This window comes from Enterobacter sp. ECC-019 (assembly GCF_043974075.1).
Classification (GTDB): domain Bacteria; phylum Pseudomonadota; class Gammaproteobacteria; order Enterobacterales; family Enterobacteriaceae; genus Enterobacter; species Enterobacter asburiae_D.
The window spans coordinates 4598899-4623430 of record NZ_CP143759.1 but is presented as its reverse complement, the minus strand read 5'-3'; the positions used below and the strand labels follow the sequence as shown (position 1 = coordinate 4623430).

Genomic DNA, 24532 nt, shown 5'->3' with positions numbered 1-24532 from the left:
GAGTTTGCATGCTTTCAATTTATAATACTCTAACTAAGACAAAAGAAATTTTTAAACCACGCATTCCCGGTAAGGTGAATATGTATGTGTGTGGTATGACTGTATATGATCATTGTCATATTGGTCATGCACGTATGTTGTTGTCCTTTGATCTTGTTGTCCGTTGGCTCAGGGTAATTGGCTATAATGTCACATATGTGAGAAATATCACTGACATTGATGATAAAATTATTAAACGATCTTTAATGTCGGGCGAGACAATTACCGATGTTACTCACCGCTATATAGAATCTATGAATGAGGATTCTTTGGCTCTTGGTATCGTAAGACCAGACTTTGAGCCTCGTGCCACGATGTTTATCAATGAAATGATTGAGATGATCGTTACTCTAATTGGCAATGGCCTTGCGTATCCTGCCGCAAACGGTGACGTATATTTTTCTGTTCGTAAATTCCCAGATTATGGAAAGCTATCTGGTAAATCCATTGATGAACTTTGCGCTGGTACCCGTATCACTGTAGACCCCTTCAAAAAAGATCCATTGGATTTTGTTTTATGGAAAGCTGCTAAATCAGGCGAACCTTCATGGCCTTCGCCTTGGGGAAAAGGGCGTCCTGGATGGCATATCGAATGCTCAGCCATGAGTACTCATTATTTTGGATCTCAATTCGACATTCATGGAGGTGGTGCGGACCTCGAATTCCCGCATCATGAAAATGAAATTGCCCAGTCAGAGGGCGCGCATAACTGCTCATCCGTTAATTACTGGATGCATAATGGGTTCGTACGAGTTAATGATGAAAAGATGTCTAAGTCACTAGATAATTTTTTCACAATCCGTGATGTGCTAAAGCACTATGATCCAGAAGTAATTCGTTTTTTTATTTTGCGAGCACATTATCGAAGCCCAATTAATTATTCAGATAAAAATCTGGATGATGCAAGGCAGTCTTTGACACGCCTCTATCTTGCAATGAGCCAAGTTCAATCGATTTCAGATGCTCCCTGTGATGATAATGATCCGTATGTGCAACGGTTTTGGGATGCGATGAACGATGATTTAAATACTCCTGATGCAATGGCTGTTTTATTTGAGCTTGCCGCTGAAATTAACAAGACCCATTCTCCGCATTTGGCTGGTAAATTGCGCAAACTTGCTAACCTACTGGGATTTTTAGAGCGAGATCCACGTGAATTTCTTCAGGGTAACGTCAGTGACAATGAATGCGAAGAAATTCTGTCTATTATCAATGCCAGACAAGCTGCACGAGTTGCAAAGCAGTTTGCTGAAGCTGACCGTCTTCGAGATTTGTTGTCTCAAAAGGGAATCGTGCTTGAGGATACAATAACCGGTACTACATGGCGTCAAGAGAGGGGTGGCTGAACGCCGCTTTTCTGATTCCGAGCACAGGAAGAGGGTAGCGTCTATGGTTCATCGTCTGGAGGTATTCTTTCCTATTAAAAAAATTAGCAACAGCATCTGGAAAAGATCCTATGCCCGGCGCTTTATTTTCGCGCGGGCAAGGGACTGACCAGGAAAGCGTCATCGTGTTCTGCATTGTAAGCTTCATCTATTTGGCGATAATAAGTATCTATCTATGAATAGATAGATACTTAAGACCGTAATGTGATTTCAGCTACCTCCTCATCACGTCTTAAGCGTTACCTGAGTGAGCTTGAGCGGTAATCCCACCATTCCGCCAAAAACCAGGTACATAACAAAAGCGCGAGAATAATCTGGTCGATGCTGATAAATGAGATCATGTATCAGACAGTGGGAAGTTAATATTCAGCCAGCAAAAGTTGCAGTGTACTGAGAAATAGTGACAGGTTGCACCTGCACAATCGGAACCACTGTTTTAACACTAACAGGATTTGGAGATGTTCTGAATTACCGATCCACTACAACTGAATCTCAGTGCAGATCATAATGTGCTCAGGGGGATTTGACGAGTATGACAATGGAAAATGGGTGAGGAGTATCGAGCCAAATTACCAGGGCTTTCCGATATATGAGACCCGAGTGCGGAGCCTATGGATTTTGCGCTTTCAGTAAGCTTGAAAATATCATTGGAGGCGGGGCCAGAATTAAACTGGCGTACACGGTTTTGCAGGCCGTGGCATAATCACTCTGCCAACCCGCCACAGAATAATGATATTTTTACACTATTACAACAATGTATCACGTTGTGTTTTATACAACGCTTAAAATTATACATCTTTAAAGCACTGTTGCAATCGTTTAATTATGGCTGTCGCCAATTTCCAATTGTCTGTAATAGACTCGCAACAAATTAACAACAAGAGCCGAGTCGGACAGCAACATTAAGCAGGCTGTTGAAAAACTAACGAAAGATTCTGTAATGGTAGATATCAGCCAAAGGCTGCATCCCGCAGCTTTTTCCCCTCACACTCAACCTTTCGGGAACACCCAAACATGCTTCTCCGGCAGCGAAAGATGGCAGTGCTGCGGATCCCGAACCTCATGTCCATACGCGCGGATCACAAAATCATCTCCCACCGTGCGGAACAGGTACTCCCAGCGGTCGCCGAGATACATGCTGGTGAGCAGCGGTAGCTCAAGCTGATTTTCCCCTGGCCCCTCGACTACCGCGACGCGCTCGACACGGATCACCGCCGTGGCTTCTTCACCGCTTTGCACCCCTTCGCCCGCCTGGCCCCACAGCACCCAGCCTTTTCCTTCGATACGCGCTTTGCCGTCGCGCACTTCTGTGACCTTGCCGTGCAGGCGGTTGTTGCTGCCCATAAACTCGGCGGTAAACAGCGTTTTCGGCGAGCCGTACATCTCCTGCGGCGTGCCCTGTTGCTCAATTTTGCCGTTGTTCAGCAGCAGGATGCGGTCGGATATGGACATCGCTTCGTTCTGGTCGTGCGTCACCATCAGCGCGGATAACCCGAGCTTGATAATCAGCTCGCGCAGGAACACGCGGGCCTCTTCGCGCAGCTTGGCGTCGAGGTTAGAGAGCGGTTCGTCCAGCAAAATCACCGGCGGGTTGTACACCAGTGCACGACCAATCGCCACGCGCTGCTGCTGTCCACCGGAGAGCTGGTGCGGGTGACGTTTACCAAGATGGCCCAGGCCAAGCTGGTCCAGCACGTCCTGCACGCGCTGCTGGATCTCTTTGGCCGGGACTTTACGCAGCTTGAGCGGATAGGCCACGTTCTCAAACACGGTCTTGTGTGGCCACAGGGCGTAGGACTGGAATACCAGCCCCAGGTTACGCTCTTCCGCCGGGACCTCGCTGCGTGGCGTGCCGTCGTAAACTTTATTTTGCCCAATGACAATCGAGCCCTGGGTCGGTTTTTCCAGACCCGCGACGGCGCGCAGCAGGGTGGTTTTACCGCTGCCAGAGGGGCCTAACAGGGAGACCACTTCGCCGCGCTTCAGGTTCATGGAGACACCTTTTAAAACAGGATTGTCGCCGTAGGTTAAGTGCAGATCGTCAACCGCTAATTCAATCATGTATTTTCACTCCGAAACGAAGGGCAATGCCCAGACCTACCACGACCAGCAGGATGTTAATGAAAGAGAGCGCCGCCACGATATCGATGGCACCCGCGGCCCAGAGGGAAACCAGCATCGAGCCGATGGTCTCCGTGCCGGGTGAAAGCAGGTACACACCCGTTGAGTATTCGCGCTCAAAGATCAGGAACATCAGCAGCCACGAACCGATAAGACCGTAGCGGGAGAGTGGGATGGTGACGTGGCGGGTGATCTGCCCGCGCGTCGCCCCGGTGCTGCGTGCCGCTTCTTCAAGCTCTGGCCCCACCTGCAGCAGCGTGGAAGAGATAAGCCTCAGCCCGTAAGCCATCCACACCACGGTATAGGCCAGCCAGACGCTGAAAATGGTGCTGCGCAGCGAACGCAGCCAGACGATGACGTTTTCACGCATCCAGTCGGTCCAGGCGAACCCGGAAAGCCAGCCGGATTTCAGCGAGTTATCCAGCCACATCGGCAGGAACAGGAACACCCACAGGAATGCCAGACCCGCCAGCAGGCCGGGCACGGCGCGCGGCACCAGCACGCTGTAGTCAAGGAAACGCGTGGTGTTATCCGGCTTGCGGTGCATGGCAATGCCGACAAACAGGTAGCACACTACGGCCAGCGCGCCGCCAATCACGCCAATCGCCATGGAGTTGACGATGGCGCGCAGCAGGTTGGGCTGCGCCCAGATGGTGCGGAAGGTGTTCAGAGAAAGCTCGTCCCACAGCGAAACGCCCACGCCCCAGTTGGAGATAAACGCGCGCAATACCACGCCGAGCAGCGGAACGCCGATGGTGACGGTGAGCCAGAAGGCAATCACTCCGCCAGCCACCCAGCGCCATTTACCCAGCGGCAGCGCGCGGGCCTGCGAGGCCTTGCCCTTCATGGTGACGAAGCGGTTGGCGGTGCGCATCAGGCGACGCTGGAGCATCACCAGCGGGATGGTGATGCAGATCAGCACCACGGCAACCGCCGCCATCAGGTTATAGGATGGGGTGCCCATCTTGTTCGTCAGCTTATAGAGATAGGTCGCCAGCACCATGTTGCCTTCCGGGTCGCCGAGCACCAGCATCAGGCCGAACACTTCCAGCCCGAGGAAAAACAGCAGCACGGTGGCGTACAGAATGGACGGGCGCACCATCGGCAGGCTGACGGAGGTCATCACCTGCCAGGGCGACGCCCCCGCGGTGCGCGCGGCTTCTTCCACATCGGAGCCCACGCTGCGCAGCGCTGACGAGATATACAGATAGGCGTGTGGGACGTGCGTCAGGCCGGCGATGACCACAATGCTCGACATGTCGTAGATATTCCACGGCACAAAGCCAATCAGCGCCTGAGCCCACTGGGAGAGAAAGCCCACCGGACCGGCGGCCACCACGTAGCCAAAGCCCAGCACCATCGGTGAAACGAAAATCGGGACCAGGATCAGCGGCTCAATCAACCGGCGGCCGGGCAGGTCGGTACGCACCATCAGAAACGCCAGCACGCCGCCCAGCGGAATGGATATAAAGACCAGCCCGAAAGCAAGAATAAAGCCGCTTTTCAGGGCCTTATAAAAATCAGGGTCGGTGAAAATAAATTCAAATGATTCAAAGCTCCACTCTTTTGACGGCGAAAAGAACGGGGCGGACAGGAAGCTCTGTATCACGATAAACGACAGCGGCGTGTAGATAACCAGGGCGGTTATCAGCACGACGATGCCTCGCGGCAGGCTTTGCCACTTTCTGCGTAATGTATTCATGGGGTATCCCTGGTGTTGCAGCCCAGAAAAACGAACTCAGTCGATAAGGGAGCGCGGCGGCCTGCGCCGCGCTCAGACGCTTATTTACCGGCGGCGGTACGCCACTCTTTGATGTACTCCAGGCGTTTTTTCGGCTGCAGGTATTCCAGCAGTGTTTCATCAACCGGAATTGGCTTCAGCGCGTTGCCGAGGATTTTGGTCAGGCCATCGATATCATTTTTCCCTTCGATATCGTTACGAATGGAGGGAATATCTGCCTGATTGGCCAGAATGTTTTGTCCTTGTTCAGACAGCACATAGTCAAGCCACAGCTTCGCGGCGTTGCCGTTTTGCGCCTGCTGGCTGATGAACGACACGCGCGACAGCACCAGGGTGTAATCTTTTGGATAGGAAATACCGAGCGACGGATCGTTCTTCGCTCGCGCTTCCGCGTAGGAGCCGAGGATGTTGAAGCCGATCAGGTTTTCACCGGAGGAGACGCGCTCCATCATGGTGCCGGTAGACGACTGCACCGATAAGCCACCTTTGGCGACGTCGGCCAGGGTCTTAAAGTAGTTAGGATCGGCGTTGTGATCCTGAACCGAGAGCATAAAGCCCAGGCCCGATTTTTCGATATCGTAGGTGGTGACTTTGCTCTTAAATTTGTCCGTCTGGCTGGCAATCAGCTTCGCCAGCGCGGCGTGAGAGTCCGGCACGTCGCCGGCCGGGATCAGTCGCTTGTTGTAGATAAAGACCACCGGCTCATAGGTAGTGCCGTAGGCCTTATCTTTCCAGACCGCCCATTTCGGCAGCTGGCCTTGCTCCGGAGATTTATACTCCATGGCGTAGTCGGTGGCGAGCTTCAGGCCCGTGTCCATAGAGGAGCTCCAGACCACGTCGCCGCTCACGCCACCGGAGGCCTGTTCGCTGATAAAACGGTTGTACAGCTCGGTGCTGTTCATATCGTTGTATTCAACTTTAATGCCCGGGTAGGTTTTTTCGAAGCCCTGGATCAGCGGCCCGGCGGCTTTGATGTCGGTGGTGGAGTAGATAACAACCTTGCCCTCTTTCGTTGCGGCATCAACAACTTTTTGATACTCAGCAGGATACCCCTGCGGCAGGGCAGACAGTGCAGAAGCAGAGAACAGTACAGTAGCGGTAAGCAGAGAAATTCGGAACGTGTTCGACATTATAGTTAACCTTTTAGTTACATTTGAGGAACTAATTGTCAACATAGCGTAAAGCGCGCCTCCGGCAATAGGGAGGCGCGGGCAATGATTCCGAAGTGTGATTGTCGCCATCGTTTCAGCAATTAACACCATAAAATCCGCGAACGTTAGCCTGTGAACGGTTCTGGATTATGGTTTATCGGGCGCTTTGCGGTATAACCTTCGCGGATGACCAATATTGCCATACAGCATTTCGACGCTGATTAACCCGCTCTCCACGCAGTATTCAAGGTAGCGTCGCCCCGTGGTTTTGCTGATCCCCACGTTTTCCACCACCTCTTCAACCGACATCGCGTTGTCGGGATGCTCGGCGAACAGGCGTTTAATCCGTTCCAGCGTCTGGGGCTCAATGCCCTTCGTCGACGGCGTAATGGAGGCTTCCGCAGCAGGCAGATTAAACAGGCGATCCAGCGCATGCTGGTCGACCACCTTCACCTGCTGCACGGTGTGGATGAAGCGCATAAACCGCTCCAGCGAGGCGTGCAGGCGCTGGAAAAAGACGGGCTTGATGAGGTAGTCAAACGCGCCGCTGCGCATGGCGTGGCTGCAGGTCTGCATATCGCTGGCGGCGGTGATGAAGATCACCGAGCACTCATAGCTTTTCAGCAGCGGGTTATCGATGAGCTCCACGCCTTTACCGTCCGGGAGATAGTTGTCCAGCAGGATAAGCCGAGGCTGATGCTGACGAATCAGGCTGCATGCCTGCTCAATCGACGCGGCGATGCCCACCACGCGCAAATGAAAATTTTGCTCGATATACTCGCGATGCAGCTCCGCCAGGTGCGGTTCATCTTCAACTATCACAACGTCAAGTGGTCGGGTCATGCTGTTGCCCATTCGGAATAAACACAGAAAAAATAGTGCCCTGCGGCGCGTTGTCGGCAATCTCAATACTGCCGCCGGCCTTGTCGATATATCCTGCCACCAGAAACAGGCCAATACCGTGCTCGGTACCCACAATGTCGTTTTCGCTGTCCGATTTGCTGCTGAACCCCTGGCGGAAAATATGCGGCTTCATCGCATCGTCCACCCCACAGCCCCGGTCGGCCACCTCGATCAGCAGCTCCTGGTTACGGTCAGAAATATAGAGTTCTACCGGCGCGTGGACCGGCGCGTTGAGGGTCGCCTCCACGGCGTTATCCAGTAGATTACCAATAATGGACATCAGCTCCGTTTCATTGAGCGCGGCAGGCATGCGGGTGAGCTGGCAGGCGGGATCAAACAGCAGTTCGATGCCTTTTTCGCGCGCGCTGACATATTTTCCGAGCAGCAGCCCGCACAGCGCCGGAGAGACAAAATGGGCAGAGACAAAATCCAGCACGCGCTGCGCGCCTTCTGACTGCACCTGGATGTAACGGATCGCCTCGTCATAGTGTTTCATCTGCAGTAACCCGACCAGCGTGGCGGTCCAGTTCAGCTGTTCGTGGCGCATGATGCGCAGGTTATCCGCATAGCGTTTGATCTGGCTAAGCTGGCTGCTGAGCGTGTTAATGTCATTTTTGTCGCGAAAGCTGTACACCCAGCCGCTTTCAACGCCCGGTTCGACCTCAATCGCTACGCGGTTGACGATCACCTCCCGCTGGTTCAGCACCGCAATCTGGTCGTGGCTCCCGCTGCTCACCGAGGCGTAGCGCTGGGATAAAAACCCCGGCGACGTCTGCAGGACGTCTTCCAGCGGTTTGCCGATAAGGTCTTTCTCACTTTGCCGAATATCCAGCATTTCTCGTGCCGCGCGGTTAATTAAAATCAGCTGCTTCTCGCCATTAACGGCAAATACCCCTTCATACATGGCTTCTAATAGCGCTCGTTGCTGCAAAACCAGCTGAGCGATATCTTTTGGCTCCAGTCGGAACATCTGTTTTTTGAGGTTGCGGGTAAATAGCCAGGAGAAAATAAACAACAGCATCAGAAGCGCAGCGCCGTACAAACCGGACTGCCAGAGAATGCGGGCATTAATGTTGGCAATATACGAGGTCAGATAGCCGACCGAGACAATGCCAATCACCTGATGCTGTGCGTTGAAGATGGGGGCTTTGCTGCGTAGCGACACGCCAATCCCGCCCTGACGCACGGAAATAATGGTTTTGCCTTTTAACACCTCCGCATTATCCCCGCCGATCATCGGTAAATTAATACGCTCCGGGGATTCCGAATGATAAAGGTGCTGTTCCTCGGTATCGCCAATCACAATGTAGCTGGCATCGCTTTCGGCGCGCAGCGGCTGAATTAATCGGGCGATGCCGGGGATATCTCTGGCCGCAACCATTGTCGCCAGACCCGGCATCAGCGCGATCTGGCTGGCCTGAACCCGGGCGCGCTGGCCGAGATCGTGATGGAGCTGTCGGTCAATAAAATGAAACAGGATTGTTCCCAGCAGAACTAACAGCAGGCAGGAGAAGCACACCAGCGCTAAAAACAGCTTTACCTGAAAAGAGAGTCTGCGTTTCATTCAACCTGCGGAAGTTATGTAAAAGTGACATTTTCCGAGCCTGACATGCGCCAGTAGCGGACGCAATCTGGCGAGAAAAGAGTTGTGACCTGGCTTTTCGTTTTCGGCGTTATAGCCATCAGGATCCCGTAAGGCTATGCTTCATTCAGCACGATAATAATTACAGAGGCAATGTCATGGATAAAGAACTACTGGATGCGGGTTACCGGGCCTATACCGGCGAGAAAATTGACGTTTACTTCAATACCGGGATCTGCAAACACTCAGGTAACTGCGTGCGTGGGAGCGCAAAGCTGTTTAATCTGAAACGTAAGCCGTGGATCATTCCCGATGAAGTGGACGTTGAAACGGTTGTCCGCGTGATTGATACCTGCCCGAGCGGTGCGCTGAAGTATCGCCAAAAATAAGCGAGGAACCATGGATATTCTGGAAGGCCATAACAAGTTTTACGTAAATGATGCGAACGGCAATCAGGTCGCGGAGATTGTCTTCGTACCGACCGGCGAGCACCTGAGCATTATCGAGCACACCGACGTGGATGAGAGCCTGAAAGGGCAGGGGGTCGGTAAACAGCTGGTGGCGAAAGTGGTGGAGAAGATGCGCGCTGAGAACCGCAAAATTATTCCCCTGTGCCCGTTCGCGAAACATGAATTTGATAAAACGCGGGAATATGACGATATTCGGGCGTAACTAACACCGGCGATGGCCGGTGTTTTTTCATCTCGCCTGCTCAAACAGCAATACCAACGCTATCACCACCATCAACCCTCCCGATGCCCTGCTTACCAGACGCGCCGCCTGTGGCCGGGTCGCCAGCACCGCTTTCGAACCATACCCCACCAGCAGGTACACCAGGGTACAGGTGATAAGATGCATCATCCCAAGCGCAGACATCTGCATCGCTAGCGACCAGCTTCCGGTTGGGTCTGTAAATTGCGGAAGCAGGGCCAGGAACAGCAAAAAAACTTTCGGGTTTAGGCCACTGATGCAGAGCCCTTTCACCGCCCACTGCGTCCAGTTTCCCGTATGGCGGGTAGCCTTTTCCGGTGCGGCCGGGTGACGCAGCAATGTGATGCCAAGCCACAGGAGATACAGGGCCCCCGCGATGGTCAGCCCGGTTAACGCCAGCGGATGTTGAGCAATCACTACGCCCACGCCAGCCACCACAATCAACGTGGCTAACAGATGCCCGGACATCAACCCCATTACCGCCGGCACCACGCGTCGCCCGTTAATCCCGGCGCTAATGGCGTAGGCCCAGTCGGCGCCTGGCGTCATGATAAGCAGAAAAGAAACCACCCAAAAGCCGGCCACAATACTCATTTCCATCGTCCTGAAGACTCCCGCAGTGCGTCAAACGTTGAGAAAAAGAATATCGTTAACCCTGCGAAATAGGCTTTCAATGTTATGCTCATAACACGGTGAAATTGAGAAAATCTTCCACATGGATAGCATCGATCGAAAAATTCTTGCTGAGCTACAGTCAGATGGCCGCTTATCCCTTACCGAGCTGGCTGAAAGAGTGAATCTGAGCCTCTCGCCGTGCCATCGTCGCGTGCGGGCGCTGGAGCAAAGCGGGGCCATAACGGGATACCGTGCCAGCCTCGATCCCGCCAAAATGGGATTCAACTTCCTGGCGATAGTGTTTGCGACGCTGAAGGAGGGTGACAGAAAGGCGGTTAGCGCATTTGAAGCGGCGGTGGAGGAAATCCCGCAGATCGTGCTGGCGCAGCGCCTGTTTGGCGATCCCGATTATCTGATGCACGTCGTGACCCGCGACCTGTCAGCTTTTCAGAAACTCTACGACGAGAAGCTCTCCGCCATGCCCGGCGTGCAGCACCTTCGCTCTACGCTTGTCATGAAAACGGTAGTGCAGGACAGACCTTTTCCGCTGGAATCAGCAGGGCGAGACTGAGAGGCATGCCCGGCAGAACGCCGGGCATGCAGGGCGTTTAGCCGACAAACATCACCGACACGCACAGCACGCCGACGATCAGCGTCAGCAGGTTGCCAATGGAACGGTACTGTTTCAGTGAGGGGATCAGATACGTCGACAGCGTCGGCATGATAAACAGGATCATGGCGATAAGCGGGCCGCTGATGGCGTAAATCATCGAAATGGCGTTCGGGTTAATGCAGCAGACGGCAAAGGTGATTAACGACACCCCCATAATGGAAATCGCGCGGTTAAAGGCGCGGCTCTTTTTCACGCCAACCTGATTGAGCGACGACTTCACGATCTCCGTTGCTCCTTCAATCACCCCAAAATAGGTGCCGAGGAACGATTTCGACATCGCAATTATCGCCACCACAATGCCGGAAATGCCCAGCCACGCCGGTGAAGAAGGCATCATCGACAGCGCGGACAGGATCGTTACACCTTGCTCTTTGGCGGCCACAATGTACGACGGCGGAATAGAGAGCAGGCAGCTGAAGACAAAGAACAGCACGCTCAGACAGATGATCAGGTATGCCACCTTCATGATTTTCTTGCATTTATCCATGGCACCGTCGGCAAATTTCTCGCGACGGTCAACGGCAAATGTGGAAATAATCGGGGTATGGCTGAAAGCAAATACCATCACCGGAATCGAAATCCATACCTGATGTAGCGTATGACGATCGACGGCCATCTGGCTGGTCAGCAGCGAAGGTTGCCAGCTTCCGGTCAGATAGAGCGAGACAAACAGAAAATAGGCAATCAGCGGAAATACCAGGAAGCCCATCACTTTTATCGTGATATGCCGTCCCATCAGGAAGATCAGATTCAGAACCAGCACCACCCCCAGGCTGACCAGCACGCGAACGGCGGTATCCACCGTCAGGTGTTTCGCCAGTTGCTCCGTGAGCGAGTTGGTGATGGCCACCGCATAAATCTGCACCACCACAAAGAAGGCGATGAAATAGAGCGTGGTGATCAGATTGCCAATCTTCCTGCCGTAGTAGTGCGAGACGGCGCCAGTGATCCCTTCATTGCCTTTTGTTTTCGACGACAGGATAAATTGCGCCAGCGCCCTGTGCGGCCAGTAGGTTAAGGGGTAGGCCACGAGGGCTGTAATAAACAGGACAATAGCGCCTGCGGAGCCCAGTTGAATAGGCAAGAACAGCGTTCCTGCGCCCACGGCCGTGCCGTAGAGAGCGAAACTCCAGAGAGTCTCATCTTTTGACCAAATTTTCGACATTAGAGCAACGTATCAACTATCAAACCATCGGAATGGAGAGCAATTTACCATAGTTATGCACGGAGAGCGCAGTTGCTTCGAAGGAGTTTAGCCGGAACGTGCGTCCGGCCAGAGGTGGTTTAGCCTGCCAGGGCGCGCCGTTGCTGGCGACGCTTAAGAAATTTCTCGCGAAAGCAATCGTATGCCCAGTTATAGAACATGGTGTATGGCAGGAAGAACAGGAAGAAACCTATTTCTAGCGTGAATGCCTGAAGCAGAGTGACACCCAGCACGGCGGCGACAATCGACACGCCAATCACAATGAACCCGCATTCGAACCCCAGCGCATGCAGCGCACGCACTTTTGCCGTTCGTTTGACGCGCTGAACAGGCCAGAAACGGTCGAAGCCGAAGTTATAAATAATATTCCACAGCATGGCGGTGGTGGCCAGAATAATGGTCAACCCACCCATCTCCACCACGGAACGCTGCATGAGCCACGCCGCCGTAGGGGCGAGGATCGCCGTCGCAATCCCTTCAAAACAGACAGCATGAAAGATCCGCTCCGGCAGTTTACGTTGGAGTGCATCCTGATGTTGCATAGTCATAGACCTCATTAAGTCGCCGGAATGGGCGTTGATGCAGCCTATTTTCATCGCTAAAGCTGATATATTAAAGATAGTATCCATCGTTAAAGTAGATAGGTTATGCGTTATTCACCCGAAGCCCTTAATGCGTTTGTCGAGACCGTTGCGGCGGGCTCTTTTTCTGCTGCCGCACGCCGGCTGCGTAAAAGCCAGTCGACGATCAGCACGTCGGTTGCCAATCTTGAAGCCGATCTCGGTTTCGAGCTGTTTGACCGCTCGGCGCGTCAGCCGGTGTTAACGGCTCAGGGAGAACAGGTGCTGGGCTACGTGCAGGCCATCCTGGCCGCCAGCACGCGGCTGGATGAGCTGGCGGTGTCGTTAACGGCGCAAACGGAGGCGCGTCTGACGTTTGTCCTTTCCGATACCCTCAACCCGGACGTGCTGGAAGATATGATGAAACAGTTTGACGCGCGTTTTCCCCATACGGAATTCGAATGTCTGATTGGCGAGGAAGAGGACGTGATCGATCTGCTGCAAAAGGAGCGAGCGCAGATTGGCCTGACGGAAGCGCGAGACAGTTACCCTACGGATATTGGCGCCACCCGCCTGCCGATGCAGACCCGCATGGCGATCTATGTCGCGACCACGCATCCGCTGGCCGGACAACATGACGTTCAGCGTGACGAGCTGCACGGCTGGCGAGAGCTGCGGCTGAGCACCTATCTTGAGCGCGAGGCTGAGATCGCGCGCGGGCCCGTCTGGTCAGCACCAAATTACCTGTTACTCTTGAGTATGGCGGTACAGGGATTTGGCTGGTGCGTGTTGCCGTGTGCGCTGGTGGATGAATTTGCCGCCGCGAAATCCCTGGTACAGCTTGATGTTCCCGGCTGGCCGCGGGCGATCGGTATCGATCTGCTGTGGAATAAGCGATCCCCTCCCGGCGTAGCCGGAAGCTGGCTGCGGCAGTATCTGCAGGATGCGCGCTGATCCTTGTGATTAAACTCACTATTTTTAAACAATTAAGATAATTGCCAGTAACAATCCTCTACTATCGTCATGTCATTTAACACAGAGGTCGTGATGAAAGATGTCGTAATAGTGGGTGCGTTGCGTACAGCTATCGGCTGTTTTCAGGGAGCGCTTGCGCGTCACTCGGCGGTTGACCTGGGGAGCGTGGTGGTAAAAGCGCTGGTGGAACGTAGCGGGATCGCAGCGCATGAAGTTGATGAGGTGATCCTGGGACAGGTCCTCACGGCCGGTGCCGGGCAAAACCCTGCGCGTCAGGCGGCGCTGAAGGGCGGGCTGCCCAATACCGTCTCCGCCATCACCATTAACGACGTCTGTGGATCAGGATTAAAAGCGCTGCATCTCGCTACGCAAGCCATTCAGTGTGGTGAAGCGGATGTGATCATTGCGGGCGGGCAGGAGAATATGAGCCGCGCGCCGCACGTGTTGACCGACAGCCGTACCGGCGCACAGCTGGGCAACAGTCAGCTGCTCGACAGCCTGGTGCATGACGGGCTGTGGGATGCGTTCAATGACTACCATATGGGCGTGACGGCGGAAAACCTGGCGCGCGAGTACGGTATCAGCCGTGAGGTGCAGGATGCCTATGCGCTAAGCTCGCAGCAAAAAGCGCGTGCGGCGATTGATTCCGGTCGTTTTCGCGACGAGATTGTCCCGGTCAGCACGCAGCGTCAGAGCGGCGAGCGTATCCTCGTGGATACCGATGAACAGCCACGCACCGACGCCAGCGCGGAAGGCCTGGCGAGGCTGAATCCCGCGTTTGAAATGCAGGGCTCGGTGACGGCGGGAAATGCCTCTTCCATTAACGACGGCGCTGCCGCCGTCATGATGATGAGCGAAAGCAAAGCCCTTGAACTCGATCTCCCCGTGCTGGCCCGCATTAAGGCGTTCGCCAGCGTGGGGGTTGATCCTGCCTTAATGGGGATCGCTCCGGTCTACGCGACCCGCCGCTGTCTGGAACGAGCGGGGTGGCAGCTTTCGGATGTGGATCTGATCGAAGTGAACGAAGCCTATGCCGCGCAGGCGATCTCCGTCGGAAAAATGCTGGAGTGGGATCCCCTGCGGGTCAACGTTAACGGCGGCGCGATCGCGCTGGGTCATCCTATCGGCGCGTCCGGCTGCCGGATCCTGGTTTCGCTGGTCCACGAAATGAAAAAGCGCAATGCCCGGAAAGGGATTGCCACACTCTGTATAGGCGGCGGGCAAGGGGTGGCACTGGCCATCGAACGCTAACCTCTCCTCATTAAAATGACCTCCTCCGGGAGGTTTTTTTTCGTGCCCTTTTTCTCCCGGCGGTTTAATTGTGATCCGAACATCATTTTCGTTATAAACAAAAATAAAAATGAAACGTTGTTTTAAATATAATTGAAAAGCACGCTTTATGCCGATAGTATGTGTTTATTATGAAAAACGAAACACTGTTTCGTTTATTTTTGCCTTCGGGCATGACCACATCTGGAGGTTACCGTGGACGTCAGAGAAAGCATCCACAGTGCGCACGCCAAAACGCTGGATACTCAGGGGCTGCGCAATGCATTTTTAGTCGAGCAGGTCTTCGAGGCCGACAGGTACACCATGGTTTACAGCCATATCGACCGCATTATCGTGGGTGGGATTATGCCCGTCACGAACAGCGTCTCCGTGGGCGGTGAGGTTGGTAAACAGCTGGGCGTGAGCTATTTCCTCGAGCGTCGCGAGCTGGGTGTGATTAACATCGGCGGGCCGGGCACCATCACCGTAGACGGACAGTGCTATGAGATTGGCCATCGCGAGGCGCTGTACGTGGGTAAAGGGGCGAAAGACGTGGTCTTTGCCAGCATCGACGGCAGCAAGCCTGCGAAATTTTACTACAACTGCGCGCCGGCTCACTCCACTTACCCAACCAAAAAAGTGACCCCGGCAGACGTCGCGCCCGTAACGCTGGGCGACAACCTCACCAGCAACCGTCGCACCATCAATAAATACTTCGTGCCGGACGTGCTGGAAACCTGCCAGCTCAGCATGGGATTGACCGAGCTTGCGCCGGGCAACCTGTGGAACACCATGCCGTGCCATACCCACGAGCGCCGCATGGAAGTCTACTTCTACTTCAATATGGATGAGGACGCCTGCGTGTTCCACATGATGGGACAGCCGCAGGAAACGCGCCATATCGTGATGCACAACGAGCAGGCGGTGATTTCACCGAGCTGGTCTATTCACTCCGGCGTAGGGACGAAAGCTTACACCTTTATCTGGGGAATGGTGGGCGAAAACCAGGTCTTCGATGATATGGACCATGTTGCGGTCAGCGATCTGCGCTAGTCGCGGGCAGTGAAGCATAAACCTGCCTGTGAGTGACAGGCTCTGAAAGAGTAAGGAATAAACATGATTCTGGATGCATTCTCTCTGCAGGGGAAAGTGGCTGTGGTTTCCGGGTGTGACACCGGGCTGGGTCAGGGGATGGCGTTAGGGCTGGCGGAAGCGGGCTGCGATATCGTCGGGATTAATATCGTTGAGCCGACGGAAACCATCGAGCGCGTGACGGCCCTGGGCCGCCGTTTCCTGAGCCTGACCGCTGACCTGCGTAAAATCGATGCCATTCCTGAACTGCTGGACCGCGCGGTGGCTGAATTCGGTCATATCGACATTCTGGTGAACAACGCCGGGCTGATTCGCCGCGAAGATGCGATCAGCTTCAGCGAGCGCGACTGGGACGACGTGATGGATTTGAACATCAAGAGCGTATTTTTTATGTCCCAGGCGGCGGCGAAGCATTTTATTGCGCAGGGGAAAGGCGGCAAGATCGTTAATATTGCCTCTATGCTCTCGTTCCAGGGCGGCATCCGCGTGCCGTCTTACACCGCGTCCAAAAGCGCCGTCATGGGCGTGACCCGCCTGCTGGCAAACGAATGGGCGAAATATAATATCAATGTGAATGCGATTGCGCCGGGCTACATGGCGACCAACAACACGCAGCAGCTGCGTGCAGACGAAGAGCGCAGCGCGGCGATCCTGGAGCGTATCCCGGCGGGACGTTGGGGCCTGCCGAGCGATCTGATGGGGCCGATTGTTTTCCTGGCCTCCCCGGCATCGGATTACATTAACGGTTACACCGTGGCTGTAGACGGCGGCTGGCTGGCGCGTTAATTCCACCTGTATTAAGAACCTCTGCCTATGGGCGGAGGTTTTTTTGCGCAAAAATTGGCTTAGTCCATATCGCTAAAGATGAAAAATCCATACTGAAAAATCATAAATGACGGCAATCACACTTTTATTGCTTAAATATTAAGTGATTAGTAAAAATACGTGATTATTCGCCACAAGTTGAAATTGTAATGTCCATCACAGAACCGTATGCCGTAGCGGAATAATCCATAACTTCGCGATTTCCGGCCTGACACTTTTCCTCGCTTTCTCGTAATTTCAGTTAACGAATTTTGCTGTTGAGGCAGGAAAAATATGACATCTATAAATGACTCTACCCTAATGCCCGCTGCGCTGCGTGATACTCGCCGCATGAACCAGTTTGTCTCCATTGCCGCCGCCGTGGCGGGCCTGTTGTTTGGGCTGGATATCGGCGTCATTGCTGGCGCATTACCGTTTATTACCGATCACTTTACCCTCAGTAACCGCCTGCAGGAGTGGGTGGTGAGCAGCATGATGCTCGGCGCGGCCATCGGGGCGCTGTTCAACGGCTGGCTGTCGTTCCGCCTGGGGCGTAAATACAGCCTGATGGTCGGGGCGGTCCTGTTCGTCGCGGGGTCGATCGGCTCCGCGTTTGCGACAAACGTAGAAGTGCTGCTGCTCTCCCGCGTGCTGCTGGGCGTGGCGGTGGGGATTGCCTCCTACACCGCGCCGCTTTATCTCTCCGAAATGGCGAGCGAGAACGTGCGCGGCAAGATGATCAGTATGTATCAGCTGATGGTCACGCTGGGCATCGTGCTGGCGTTCCTGTCCGACACCTACTTCAGCTACAGCGGCAACTGGCGCGCGATGCTGGGCGTGCTGGCCTTACCGGCGCTGGTGCTGATCGTCCTGGTGGTTTTCCTGCCAAACAGCCCGCGCTGGCTGGCGCAAAAAGGGCGCCACGTGGAGGCAGAAGAGGTCCTGCGTATGCTGCGCGATACCTCGGAAAAAGCGCGCGAAGAGCTGAACGAGATCCGCGAAAGCCTGAAGCTGAAGCAGGGCGGCTGGGCGCTGTTTAAGATCAACCGCAACGTGCGCCGCGCGGTCTTCCTCGGCATGTTGCTGCAGGCGATGCAGCAGTTTACCGGGATGAACATCATCATGTACTACGCGCCGCGCATTTTCAAAATGGCCGGGTTTACCACTACGGAACAGCAGATGATCGCGACTCTGGTGGTCGGGCTGACCTTTATGTTCGCCACGTTCATTGCGGTATTCACCGTCGATAAAGCCGGCCGTAAGCCGGCGCTGAAAATTGGCTTCAGCGTGATGGCGCTCGGCACGCTGATCCTCGGCTACTGTCTGATGCAGTTTGATAACGGCACCGCCTCAAGCGGGTTGTCCTGGCTTTCTGTCGGGATGACCATGATGTGTATCGCAGGTTACGCGATGAGCGCCGCGCCCGTGGTGTGGATTCTGTGCTCCGAAATTCAGCCGCTGAAATGCCGTGACTTTGGCATCACCTGTTCCACGACCACCAACTGGGTGTCGAACATGATCATCGGCGCGACGTTCCTGACGCTGCTGGACGCGATTGGCGCAGCGGGAACGTTCTGGCTCTATACGGTGCTGAACGTAGCGTTTATTGGCGTCACGTTCTGGCTAATCCCGGAAACCAAAGGCGTGACGCTGGAACACATCGAGCGCAGGCTGATGGCAGGGGAAAAACTGCGGAACATCGGCGTGTGACCGTATTACCTGATTAAGCATCCCAACGAATGCAGAAGACAACCGATATTTGTTTACAAAGGCGCTGAATACGGCGCCTTTTTTTATTGGCATCGGTTGTGTTAAAAAAAGAGACCAAAGATAAGGAGGGATGATGAAAACGATCGGCCTGTTAGGTGGAATGAGCTGGGAATCGACAATCCCTTATTACCGCCTGATTAACGAAGGGGTAAAGCAGCGTCTGGGTGGTCTGCACTCCGCAAGCCTGCTGCTGCATAGCGTTGATTTCCATGAGATCGAAGCTTGCCAGTCGAGCGGCGAGTGGGATAAAGCCGGGGAGATCCTGGCCCAGGCGGCGCTGGGACTGGAGCGCGCAGGTGCCGAGGGTATCGTGCTTTGTACCAATACCATGCACAAAGTGGCGTCGCACATTGAGGACCGCTGCGCGCTGCCGTTTCTGCATATCGCGGACGCGACCGGGCGTGCGATTGCGGCATCCGGAATGCGCCGCGTAGCGCTTTTGGGCACACGCTACACCATGGAACAGGATTTTTATCGCGGACGTTTGCACCGTGAATTTGGGATCGAAAGCCTGATCCCTGATGAAGAAGATCGGGCGCGCATCAATCAGATTATCTTTGACGAGCTCTGCCTCGGTACCTTCAGCGATTCCTCCCGCGCGTATTACGTCAGCGTCATCGATAAACTCGCGCAGCAGGGGGCCGAAGGGGTGATATTCGGCTGTACCGAGATCGGTTTGCTGGTACCCGTCGAGCGAAGCCCCGTCCCGGTATTCGATACCACCGCCATCCATGCCGCGGATGCCGTGGCGTTTATGCTGTCATAACGGATTTTGCAGGTCAGGTAAGCGAAGCGCCACCTGACGCGCATGCTCCTTTAAGTGTTCGGTGAAAGCGTCCACCAGCGCGGAGGCCGGACGGTGCAGCGGGCGGATCAGGCTCACGGTGAACGGGACGGAGACGCTAAAGCGGCGGATGACGATCCCGCTTCCGGCATAGTCCAGCGCCGTGAGCGGATTTACCACCGCGACGCCGACGCCTGCACGCACCATCGCGCAAATCGAAGCCGCGCTGTGCGTTTCCACCACCATTCGCCGTTTGACCTGATGCTCGGCAAACAGCGTATCCAGCAGTTGTCTGTAGCTGTCGGTCTGCGACAGGCTAATGTAGTTTTCCCCGTGGAAATCCTCCGGTGTGAGCACCGCCTTACCGGCAAGCCGATGCCCGGCGGGCAGAACGCACACTTCATCTAACGAGAGCAACTCCGTGCGTGCCGTTCCCGCTGGCGTGGAGAGGGTTTCGGTCAGGCCTAAGTCATGGCGCTGAGCCGAAAGCCACTCTTCAAGCAGGGGAGATTCCTGAGGCACGATGGTGAGGTTGACCTCCGGATATCGCGCCAGAAAAGGCTGCAGCAGCATGGGCAGGAACGACTGCGAAAAGACGGGCAGGCAGACGATGGACAACTCGCCCTGGCGAAACTCGCGCAGGCTTTCCGCTGCACTCACTATTCTGTCCAGCCCGTACCACGAACGCTGCACTTCTTCGAACAGGCGCAACCCCTGTACCGTCGGGTGAAGCCTGCCCCGGGTGCGTTCGAACAGCTTCAACCCCAGCACTTTCTCGAAGCGTGCCAGCTCGCGGCTCACCGTCGGCTGCGAGGTATGCAGCATCTGCGCGGCTTCGGTGAGATTGCCGGTGGTCATCACGGCGTGAAAAATCTCGATGTGGCGTAAATTGACGGCGGGCATAGGGCACCTGAAAGCAGATTACTGTCCATATCATTTTTGCATAGACTCGCGATAAAACGATATTTTTTATTCTCTTCGTGCTGTGGCGTAATCATCAAAACGCATTTACCCGGAGAAGACCATGCCACGCCCGCTGAACCAGACTGATACCGATTTGAACGCCGACAACCTGCTGCGCCTGCCCGCCGAGTTTGGCTGCCCGGTGTGGGTCTACGACGCGCAGATCGTTCGCGAGAAGATCGCCGCCCTGCATCAGTTTGACGTGGTGCGATTTGCCCAGAAGGCCTGCTCCAATATCCATATTCTGCGCCTGATGCGTGAGCAGGGCGTGAAGGTCGACTCCGTTTCACTGGGCGAAATCGAGCGCGCGCTGGTGGCCGGATTCGATCCGAAAGCTGACGGCGACGCGATCGTCTTTACCGCCGATGTGATCGACGATGCGACGCTGGCGCGCGTCCACGAACTGCAGATCCCGGTAAATGCCGGTTCTGTGGATATGCTGGAGCAACTGGGTCAGGTTTCTCCCGGCCATCGCGTCTGGCTGCGGGTGAATCCGGGCTTTGGTCATGGTCACAGCCAAAAAACCAATACCGGCGGCGAAAACAGCAAGCACGGGATCTGGTATGCCGATATGCCTGCCGCGCTGGAGGTATTACAACGCTACAGCCTGAAGCTGGTGGGTATTCATATGCACATTGGCTCTGGCGTGGATTACGGCCACCTGGAGCAGGTGTGCGGCGCGATGGTGCGCCAGGTTATCGACTTCGGTCAGGATCTGGAGGCGATCTCTGCCGGCGGCGGTCTCTCCATTCCTTATCGCGAAGGCGAAGAGGCGATCGATACCGATCACTATTACGGTCTGTGGAGCGCCGCGCGTGATCAGATTGCCGCGCATCTTGGTCACGCGGTGAAGCTGGAAATTGAGCCGGGTCGTTTCCTGGTGGCGGAAGCCGGTGTGCTGGTTTCGCAGGTGCGCAGCGTGAAAGAGATGGGATCTCGCCACTTCGTATTGATTGACGCGGGCTTTAACGATCTGATGCGTCCGTCCATGTACGGCAGCTATCACCACATTACCGCCCTGGCTGCCGACGGCCGCGACCTAACGCAGGTGCCGCGCGTTGAGACGGTCGTTGCGGGGCCACTGTGCGAATCGGGTGACGTGTTTACCCAGCAGGAAGGCGGCAAAGTGGAGACCCGCGCGTTGCCAGAGGTCAAACCGGGTGATTATCTTGTGCTGCATGATACCGGTGCCTACGGGGCGTCGATGTCATCTAACTACAACAGCCGCCCGCTGCTGCCGGAAGTGCTGTTTGATAACGGCAAGGCACGGCTGATCCGTCGTCGTCAGACCATTCAGGAACTGCTGGCTTTAGAACTCATCTGATGAAAGTACGGCCCCGTTGTGACCGAATCGCGTAAGACCAGCGTGCCGGTAAACGGCGGGATGGCATCGACCGGCTGGTTTTTTGCCAGCCGGATCGCCTGATCGATGGCCGTGACAATCATATTGTCGATGGGCAGATAAACCGACGAGAGCGCAGGCTCCAGCCATTTCGCGCTTGGGGCATCGTCAAAGCCGAACAGTGAAATATCCTGCGGGATTTTACGCCCCGCCTGGTGTAACGCTTTGGACGCACCCAGCGCCATATCGTCGTTACAGGCAAACAGGGCGCTAAACGATACACCGTCGGCAATCAACTCCTTGCACAGCTCGTATCCCCGCGTCATTCCCGCATCGCCGTACTTTATCCGACGCTCGTCCAGGCGGATGCCGTGCTTTTCCAGCGCCTTGCGATAGCCCATCAGCCTCGCTTTCCCGGTTGGGGTATGGATCGGGACGGTGATACAGGCGATCTCCCGATGGCCCTGGCCGATCAGGTAATCCACGGCCTTAAACGCGGCATCCTGCTGTTCGAAGAACACGCAGCGATCCGGCGCCTGGCTCACTTCACGGTTAATGACCACCAGCGGCGTTTTCACGGTGTCCATCAGTTTGACGATCGCTTTCTCGCTCATGTAGCGCGTGTAAAGCACGATGGCATCGCACTGGCGATCGGCCAGCATCTGCACCGCCTGTTCTTCCTGTTCAGGCGCGTCGTGGCCATCGGTGACGATCAGCTGTTTCCCGTGGGTTTCGGTCTGCCGCGACGCCTGCTGGAGAAGGCGGCCAAAGTAAAAGCCATCGAAAGTGGAGACGACCAGACCAATGCTGTTGCTGGTCTGGTTAGCCAGTGAACGCGCGAGAAAGTTCGGACGATAGCCCAGCTCTTCCATCGCCGTAAACACCTGCTGACGCGTGCTCTCTTTAACCTGACCCGTGCCGTTCAGCACGCGCGATACCGTGGCCTTCGACACGCCCGCACGCAGTGAGACATCCAGCATTGTTGCCATTCTACATTCCTGCTTCCACGTAATGGTCTGCAGTTTAACACAGACCTCACGACGTATAAGCGATGCGGGAAGCGCAAAAACTCCGCCACGATCACGCTTTTTGGTAACGATTCGTCTGGCCTGCATGAAGTAAAATGAAATAGTCTGACTCTGGTAAAATAATCGCCGAACCGAACCTGGGCGTCAGGCCAGCACATACATGAGAAAATGCAGGTGAAACGTGAAAAAGACTGTCATCCTTCCACTTTACCAGGCACCGCACTATGCGGAGCAGGTCACCGAGTGGCTCTGGCGGGCCTTTGGCGAAGGGCTTCCACGGGAATTTTTCCACAGCATTGTTGAGCACAGCCAGACGCCGGAAGCATTACCGCTGACTTTTATTGCCGTTGAGGATGAGCGGCTCGTGGGGACTGTGGGACTCTGGCGTTGCGATCTGATCGCTCGACAGGATCTGTATCCCTGGCTGGCGGCGCTGTATGTCGACGAAGCTGCCCGGGGGAAAGGGCTTGCGGGAAAGCTGCAGAAACATGTCCTGGCGTATGCGGCGCGAGCCGGGTATACCGAACTGCACCTGTGGTCTGCCTGCCGCGACTTTTACGAACGTTACGGCTGGCAGTATATCGGTGATGGGCTGGAATACCCCAACACGCGGGTTCACCTCTACCGTTATTCGCTCTGCGCTTCCGCAAGAGAGGCAACGGAGTGACGGCGAACCAGCGTCGGGCTAAACAGATGCGTAATATCCGGCGGCTGGCGCTGTTCAGCCAGCGCTAACGCCAGCTCGGCGGCCTGCGTTGCCATGGTGATAATCGGGTAGCGCACGGTAGTCAGACGCGGGCGCACGTAGCGAGAGACCAGCACGTCATCGAAGCCAATCAGCGAAATTTCTGCCGGGACCTCAATCCCGTTGTCATTCAACACCCCCATTGCGCCTGCGGCCATCGAGTCGTTATAGCTGGCAATCGCTGTGAAATTCCGTCCGCGACCCAGCAGCTCGGTCATGGCCTGTTCACCGCCACTCTCATCCGGTTCACCGTAGGCCACCAGGCGATCATTACACGGCAGTCCGTTTTCGCGCAGGGCATCGTAATAGCCCTGCAGGCGGTCTTCTGCATCAGAAATAGGGTGATTTGAACAGAGATAGCCAATCCGGGTGTGACCCTGCTGAATCAGATGACGGGTCGCAAGCCACGCGCCGTAGCGGTCGTCGAGCGCCACGCAGCGTTTTTCAAATCCCGGAATAATGCGGTTGATGATGACCATCCCGGGGATCTGCTTCATCAGATGAATCAGTTCGGCATCCGGGATCATTTTGGCGTGAACCACCAGCGCCGCGCAGCGGTGGCGGATCAGCTGCTCGATGGCCTGACGTTCTTTTTGTTCATTATGATAGCCATTGCCGATCAGCAAAAAATTGCCTGTCTGATAAGAAACCTGTTCAACGGCTTTCACCATCGCGCCGAAAAAGGGATCGGAGACATCTCCCACCACCAGACCAATGGTTTCTGTGGACTGCTGGGCGAGCGCGCGGGCATTGGCATTGGGATGATAGTTCAGGGATTCCATGGCGTTTTGTACCGCCTGGCGTGATGCGTCACTGGCTTTCGGTGAGTCGTTAATCACGCGGGAGACGGTTGCCACCGACACACCTGCCAGACGGGCCACATCCTTTATTGTCGCCATTCATTACCTTCTTATTGGGGGTAAGCGTTTACACACCAATTAGTGTTGCGGAAAAGCGGCGCGCATTCAAGGGGAGCGGATTTCCGCTCTCCACAAACGTGACGCAGGACAACCCTGGCGGTGTAATCGTTACACGCGCAGTCATGTCTGAAAAATGTCAATCTGAACCTTTGGTT

23 protein-coding genes and 1 tRNA gene are annotated in these 24532 nt (G+C 55.1%); 12 read left to right on the top strand and 12 right to left on the bottom strand.

The window, feature by feature from the left end:
- The first annotated feature begins 8 nt into the window (after positions 1-8).
- The gene (cysS, locus tag V1566_RS21905) at positions 9-1385 is read left to right on the top strand and encodes a cysteine--tRNA ligase (protein WP_395304618.1); all 1377 of its coding nucleotides are present in this window, start codon (positions 9-11) and stop codon (positions 1383-1385) included.
- A 687-nt stretch (positions 1386-2072) separates the two neighbouring features.
- On the opposite strand, the gene V1566_RS21900 is transcribed toward cysS, so the two are convergent.
- The 6 genes from V1566_RS21900 to V1566_RS21875 form a co-directional block, all read right to left on the bottom strand.
- Positions 2073-2145 (bottom strand) — tRNA-Cys (locus V1566_RS21900).
- Between the two features lie 269 nt (positions 2146-2414).
- A complete protein-coding gene (locus tag V1566_RS21895) occupies positions 2415-3485 on the bottom strand; it encodes an ABC transporter ATP-binding protein (RefSeq protein ID WP_395304617.1) in 1071 nt (356 codons plus the stop codon).
- Positions 3478-5247, bottom strand: coding sequence for an iron ABC transporter permease (locus tag V1566_RS21890; RefSeq protein WP_023309073.1), 1770 nt, complete (start codon positions 5245-5247; stop codon positions 3478-3480). The genes V1566_RS21895 and V1566_RS21890 overlap by 8 nt, the downstream gene beginning before the upstream one ends.
- An 80-nt stretch (positions 5248-5327) precedes the next feature.
- Positions 5328-6416 carry an ABC transporter substrate-binding protein gene (locus V1566_RS21885; RefSeq protein ID WP_131633632.1) on the bottom strand — a complete coding sequence of 363 codons (1089 nt, stop codon included), beginning with the start codon at positions 6414-6416 and terminating at the stop codon, positions 5328-5330.
- A 168-nt stretch (positions 6417-6584) separates the two neighbouring features.
- Complete coding sequence (locus V1566_RS21880; protein ID WP_339275145.1) at positions 6585-7280, bottom strand: response regulator; 696 nt, start codon at positions 7278-7280, stop codon at positions 6585-6587.
- On the bottom strand, positions 7264-8904 hold the full coding sequence (locus V1566_RS21875) for an ATP-binding protein (protein WP_395304616.1): 1641 nt from the start codon (positions 8902-8904) through the stop codon (positions 7264-7266). The genes V1566_RS21880 and V1566_RS21875 overlap by 17 nt, the downstream gene beginning before the upstream one ends.
- 176 nt (positions 8905-9080) lie before the next feature.
- On the opposite strand from V1566_RS21875, the gene yjdI reads away from it, so the two are divergent.
- Positions 9081-9311 (top strand): 4Fe-4S mono-cluster protein YjdI, encoded by a 231-nt coding sequence (gene yjdI / locus V1566_RS21870; RefSeq protein ID WP_008499689.1) that lies wholly within the window; start codon positions 9081-9083, stop codon positions 9309-9311.
- Positions 9312-9321: 10 nt separating this feature from the next.
- Entirely contained in the window at positions 9322-9594 is a 273-nt protein-coding gene (locus V1566_RS21865; protein WP_045329184.1) for a GNAT family N-acetyltransferase, read from the top strand.
- Between the two features lie 27 nt (positions 9595-9621).
- Here V1566_RS21865 and V1566_RS21860 read toward each other — a convergent pair whose 3' ends face one another.
- On the bottom strand, positions 9622-10233 hold the full coding sequence (locus V1566_RS21860; protein ID WP_395304615.1) for a LysE family translocator: 612 nt from the start codon (positions 10231-10233) through the stop codon (positions 9622-9624).
- A gap of 115 nt (positions 10234-10348) precedes the next feature.
- Between V1566_RS21860 and V1566_RS21855 the strand changes: the two genes are divergently transcribed.
- Positions 10349-10819 carry an Lrp/AsnC family transcriptional regulator gene (locus V1566_RS21855; protein ID WP_023309067.1) on the top strand — a complete coding sequence of 157 codons (471 nt, stop codon included), beginning with the start codon at positions 10349-10351 and terminating at the stop codon, positions 10817-10819.
- A 37-nt stretch (positions 10820-10856) separates the two neighbouring features.
- Here the strand turns inward: V1566_RS21855 and V1566_RS21850 are convergent, their stop codons facing one another.
- Together V1566_RS21850 and V1566_RS21845 are read right to left on the bottom strand one after the other, a co-directional pair.
- Complete coding sequence (locus tag V1566_RS21850; RefSeq protein ID WP_032660186.1) at positions 10857-12086, bottom strand: amino acid permease; 1230 nt, start codon at positions 12084-12086, stop codon at positions 10857-10859.
- Positions 12087-12205: 119 nt separating this feature from the next.
- Positions 12206-12667 carry a multidrug/biocide efflux PACE transporter gene (locus tag V1566_RS21845; protein WP_395306028.1) on the bottom strand — a complete coding sequence of 154 codons (462 nt, stop codon included), beginning with the start codon at positions 12665-12667 and terminating at the stop codon, positions 12206-12208.
- Positions 12668-12772: 105 nt separating this feature from the next.
- On the opposite strand from V1566_RS21845, the gene V1566_RS21840 reads away from it, so the two are divergent.
- The 6 genes from V1566_RS21840 (at position 12773) to V1566_RS21815 (ending at position 19361) form a co-directional block, all read left to right on the top strand.
- On the top strand, positions 12773-13639 hold the full coding sequence (locus V1566_RS21840) for a LysR family transcriptional regulator (RefSeq protein ID WP_395304614.1): 867 nt from the start codon (positions 12773-12775) through the stop codon (positions 13637-13639).
- Between the two features lie 93 nt (positions 13640-13732).
- Positions 13733-14911 carry an acetyl-CoA C-acetyltransferase gene (locus V1566_RS21835; RefSeq protein ID WP_038417283.1) on the top strand — a complete coding sequence of 393 codons (1179 nt, stop codon included), beginning with the start codon at positions 13733-13735 and terminating at the stop codon, positions 14909-14911.
- 234 nt (positions 14912-15145) lie between these two features.
- Positions 15146-15982 carry a 5-dehydro-4-deoxy-D-glucuronate isomerase gene (gene kduI, locus V1566_RS21830; RefSeq protein ID WP_395304613.1) on the top strand — a complete coding sequence of 279 codons (837 nt, stop codon included), beginning with the start codon at positions 15146-15148 and terminating at the stop codon, positions 15980-15982.
- A gap of 63 nt (positions 15983-16045) precedes the next feature.
- Positions 16046-16807 (top strand): 2-dehydro-3-deoxy-D-gluconate 5-dehydrogenase KduD, encoded by a 762-nt coding sequence (gene kduD, locus V1566_RS21825; RefSeq protein WP_395304612.1) that lies wholly within the window; start codon positions 16046-16048, stop codon positions 16805-16807.
- A gap of 312 nt (positions 16808-17119) precedes the next feature.
- On the top strand, positions 17120-18535 hold the full coding sequence (locus V1566_RS21820) for a sugar porter family MFS transporter (protein ID WP_395304611.1): 1416 nt from the start codon (positions 17120-17122) through the stop codon (positions 18533-18535).
- A 133-nt stretch (positions 18536-18668) separates the two neighbouring features.
- Positions 18669-19361, top strand: a complete 693-nt coding sequence (locus V1566_RS21815; protein ID WP_395306027.1) for an aspartate/glutamate racemase — start codon at positions 18669-18671, stop codon at positions 19359-19361.
- Here V1566_RS21815 and V1566_RS21810 read toward each other — a convergent pair.
- Entirely contained in the window at positions 19356-20282 is a 927-nt protein-coding gene (locus V1566_RS21810; protein WP_339275134.1) for a LysR family transcriptional regulator, read from the bottom strand. The two genes, V1566_RS21815 and V1566_RS21810, sit on opposite strands and share 6 nt — an antisense overlap.
- Before the next feature lie 121 nt (positions 20283-20403).
- Between V1566_RS21810 and lysA the strand changes: the two genes are divergently transcribed.
- Entirely contained in the window at positions 20404-21666 is a 1263-nt protein-coding gene (gene lysA, locus V1566_RS21805; protein WP_395304610.1) for a diaminopimelate decarboxylase, read from the top strand.
- Here the strand turns inward: lysA and V1566_RS21800 are convergent.
- Positions 21636-22673 carry a LacI family DNA-binding transcriptional regulator gene (locus V1566_RS21800; RefSeq protein ID WP_395304609.1) on the bottom strand — a complete coding sequence of 346 codons (1038 nt, stop codon included), beginning with the start codon at positions 22671-22673 and terminating at the stop codon, positions 21636-21638. The two genes, lysA and V1566_RS21800, sit on opposite strands and share 31 nt — an antisense overlap.
- A gap of 220 nt (positions 22674-22893) precedes the next feature.
- Here V1566_RS21800 and V1566_RS21795 point away from each other — a divergent pair, with 220 nt between their 5' ends.
- Positions 22894-23379: a GNAT family N-acetyltransferase gene (locus tag V1566_RS21795; protein WP_395304608.1), complete on the top strand. Its 486-nt coding sequence runs from the start codon at positions 22894-22896 to the stop codon at positions 23377-23379.
- Here V1566_RS21795 and galR read toward each other — a convergent pair.
- Positions 23340-24356: an HTH-type transcriptional regulator GalR gene (gene galR / locus V1566_RS21790; protein ID WP_395304607.1), complete on the bottom strand. Its 1017-nt coding sequence runs from the start codon at positions 24354-24356 to the stop codon at positions 23340-23342. The genes V1566_RS21795 and galR overlap by 40 nt on opposite strands.
- Positions 24357-24532: the final 176 nt, after the last annotated feature.

Coding starts and splice junctions, on each gene's coding strand:
- V1566_RS21880 (WP_339275145.1), bottom strand. CDS start 7,280: ATGACCCGACCACTTGACGTTGTGATAGTTGAAGATGAACCGCACCTG.
- kduD (WP_395304612.1), top strand. CDS start 16,046: ATGATTCTGGATGCATTCTCTCTGCAGGGGAAAGTGGCTGTGGTTTCC.
- V1566_RS21885 (WP_131633632.1), bottom strand. CDS start 6,416: ATGTCGAACACGTTCCGAATTTCTCTGCTTACCGCTACTGTACTGTTC.
- V1566_RS21865 (WP_045329184.1), top strand. CDS start 9,322: ATGGATATTCTGGAAGGCCATAACAAGTTTTACGTAAATGATGCGAAC.
- V1566_RS21850 (WP_032660186.1), bottom strand. CDS start 12,086: ATGTCGAAAATTTGGTCAAAAGATGAGACTCTCTGGAGTTTCGCTCTC.
- V1566_RS21800 (WP_395304609.1), bottom strand. CDS start 22,673: ATGGCAACAATGCTGGATGTCTCACTGCGTGCGGGCGTGTCGAAGGCC.
- V1566_RS21855 (WP_023309067.1), top strand. CDS start 10,349: ATGGATAGCATCGATCGAAAAATTCTTGCTGAGCTACAGTCAGATGGC.
- V1566_RS21875 (WP_395304616.1), bottom strand. CDS start 8,904: ATGAAACGCAGACTCTCTTTTCAGGTAAAGCTGTTTTTAGCGCTGGTG.
- V1566_RS21840 (WP_395304614.1), top strand. CDS start 12,773: ATGCGTTATTCACCCGAAGCCCTTAATGCGTTTGTCGAGACCGTTGCG.
- V1566_RS21810 (WP_339275134.1), bottom strand. CDS start 20,282: ATGCCCGCCGTCAATTTACGCCACATCGAGATTTTTCACGCCGTGATG.
- yjdI (WP_008499689.1), top strand. CDS start 9,081: ATGGATAAAGAACTACTGGATGCGGGTTACCGGGCCTATACCGGCGAG.
- V1566_RS21860 (WP_395304615.1), bottom strand. CDS start 10,233: ATGGAAATGAGTATTGTGGCCGGCTTTTGGGTGGTTTCTTTTCTGCTT.
- V1566_RS21890 (WP_023309073.1), bottom strand. CDS start 5,247: ATGAATACATTACGCAGAAAGTGGCAAAGCCTGCCGCGAGGCATCGTC.
- cysS (WP_395304618.1), top strand. CDS start 9: ATGCTTTCAATTTATAATACTCTAACTAAGACAAAAGAAATTTTTAAA.
- galR (WP_395304607.1), bottom strand. CDS start 24,356: ATGGCGACAATAAAGGATGTGGCCCGTCTGGCAGGTGTGTCGGTGGCA.
- V1566_RS21835 (WP_038417283.1), top strand. CDS start 13,733: ATGAAAGATGTCGTAATAGTGGGTGCGTTGCGTACAGCTATCGGCTGT.
- V1566_RS21815 (WP_395306027.1), top strand. CDS start 18,669: ATGAAAACGATCGGCCTGTTAGGTGGAATGAGCTGGGAATCGACAATC.
- V1566_RS21820 (WP_395304611.1), top strand. CDS start 17,120: ATGACATCTATAAATGACTCTACCCTAATGCCCGCTGCGCTGCGTGAT.
- V1566_RS21845 (WP_395306028.1), bottom strand. CDS start 12,667: ATGCAACATCAGGATGCACTCCAACGTAAACTGCCGGAGCGGATCTTT.
- V1566_RS21895 (WP_395304617.1), bottom strand. CDS start 3,485: ATGATTGAATTAGCGGTTGACGATCTGCACTTAACCTACGGCGACAAT.
- lysA (WP_395304610.1), top strand. CDS start 20,404: ATGCCACGCCCGCTGAACCAGACTGATACCGATTTGAACGCCGACAAC.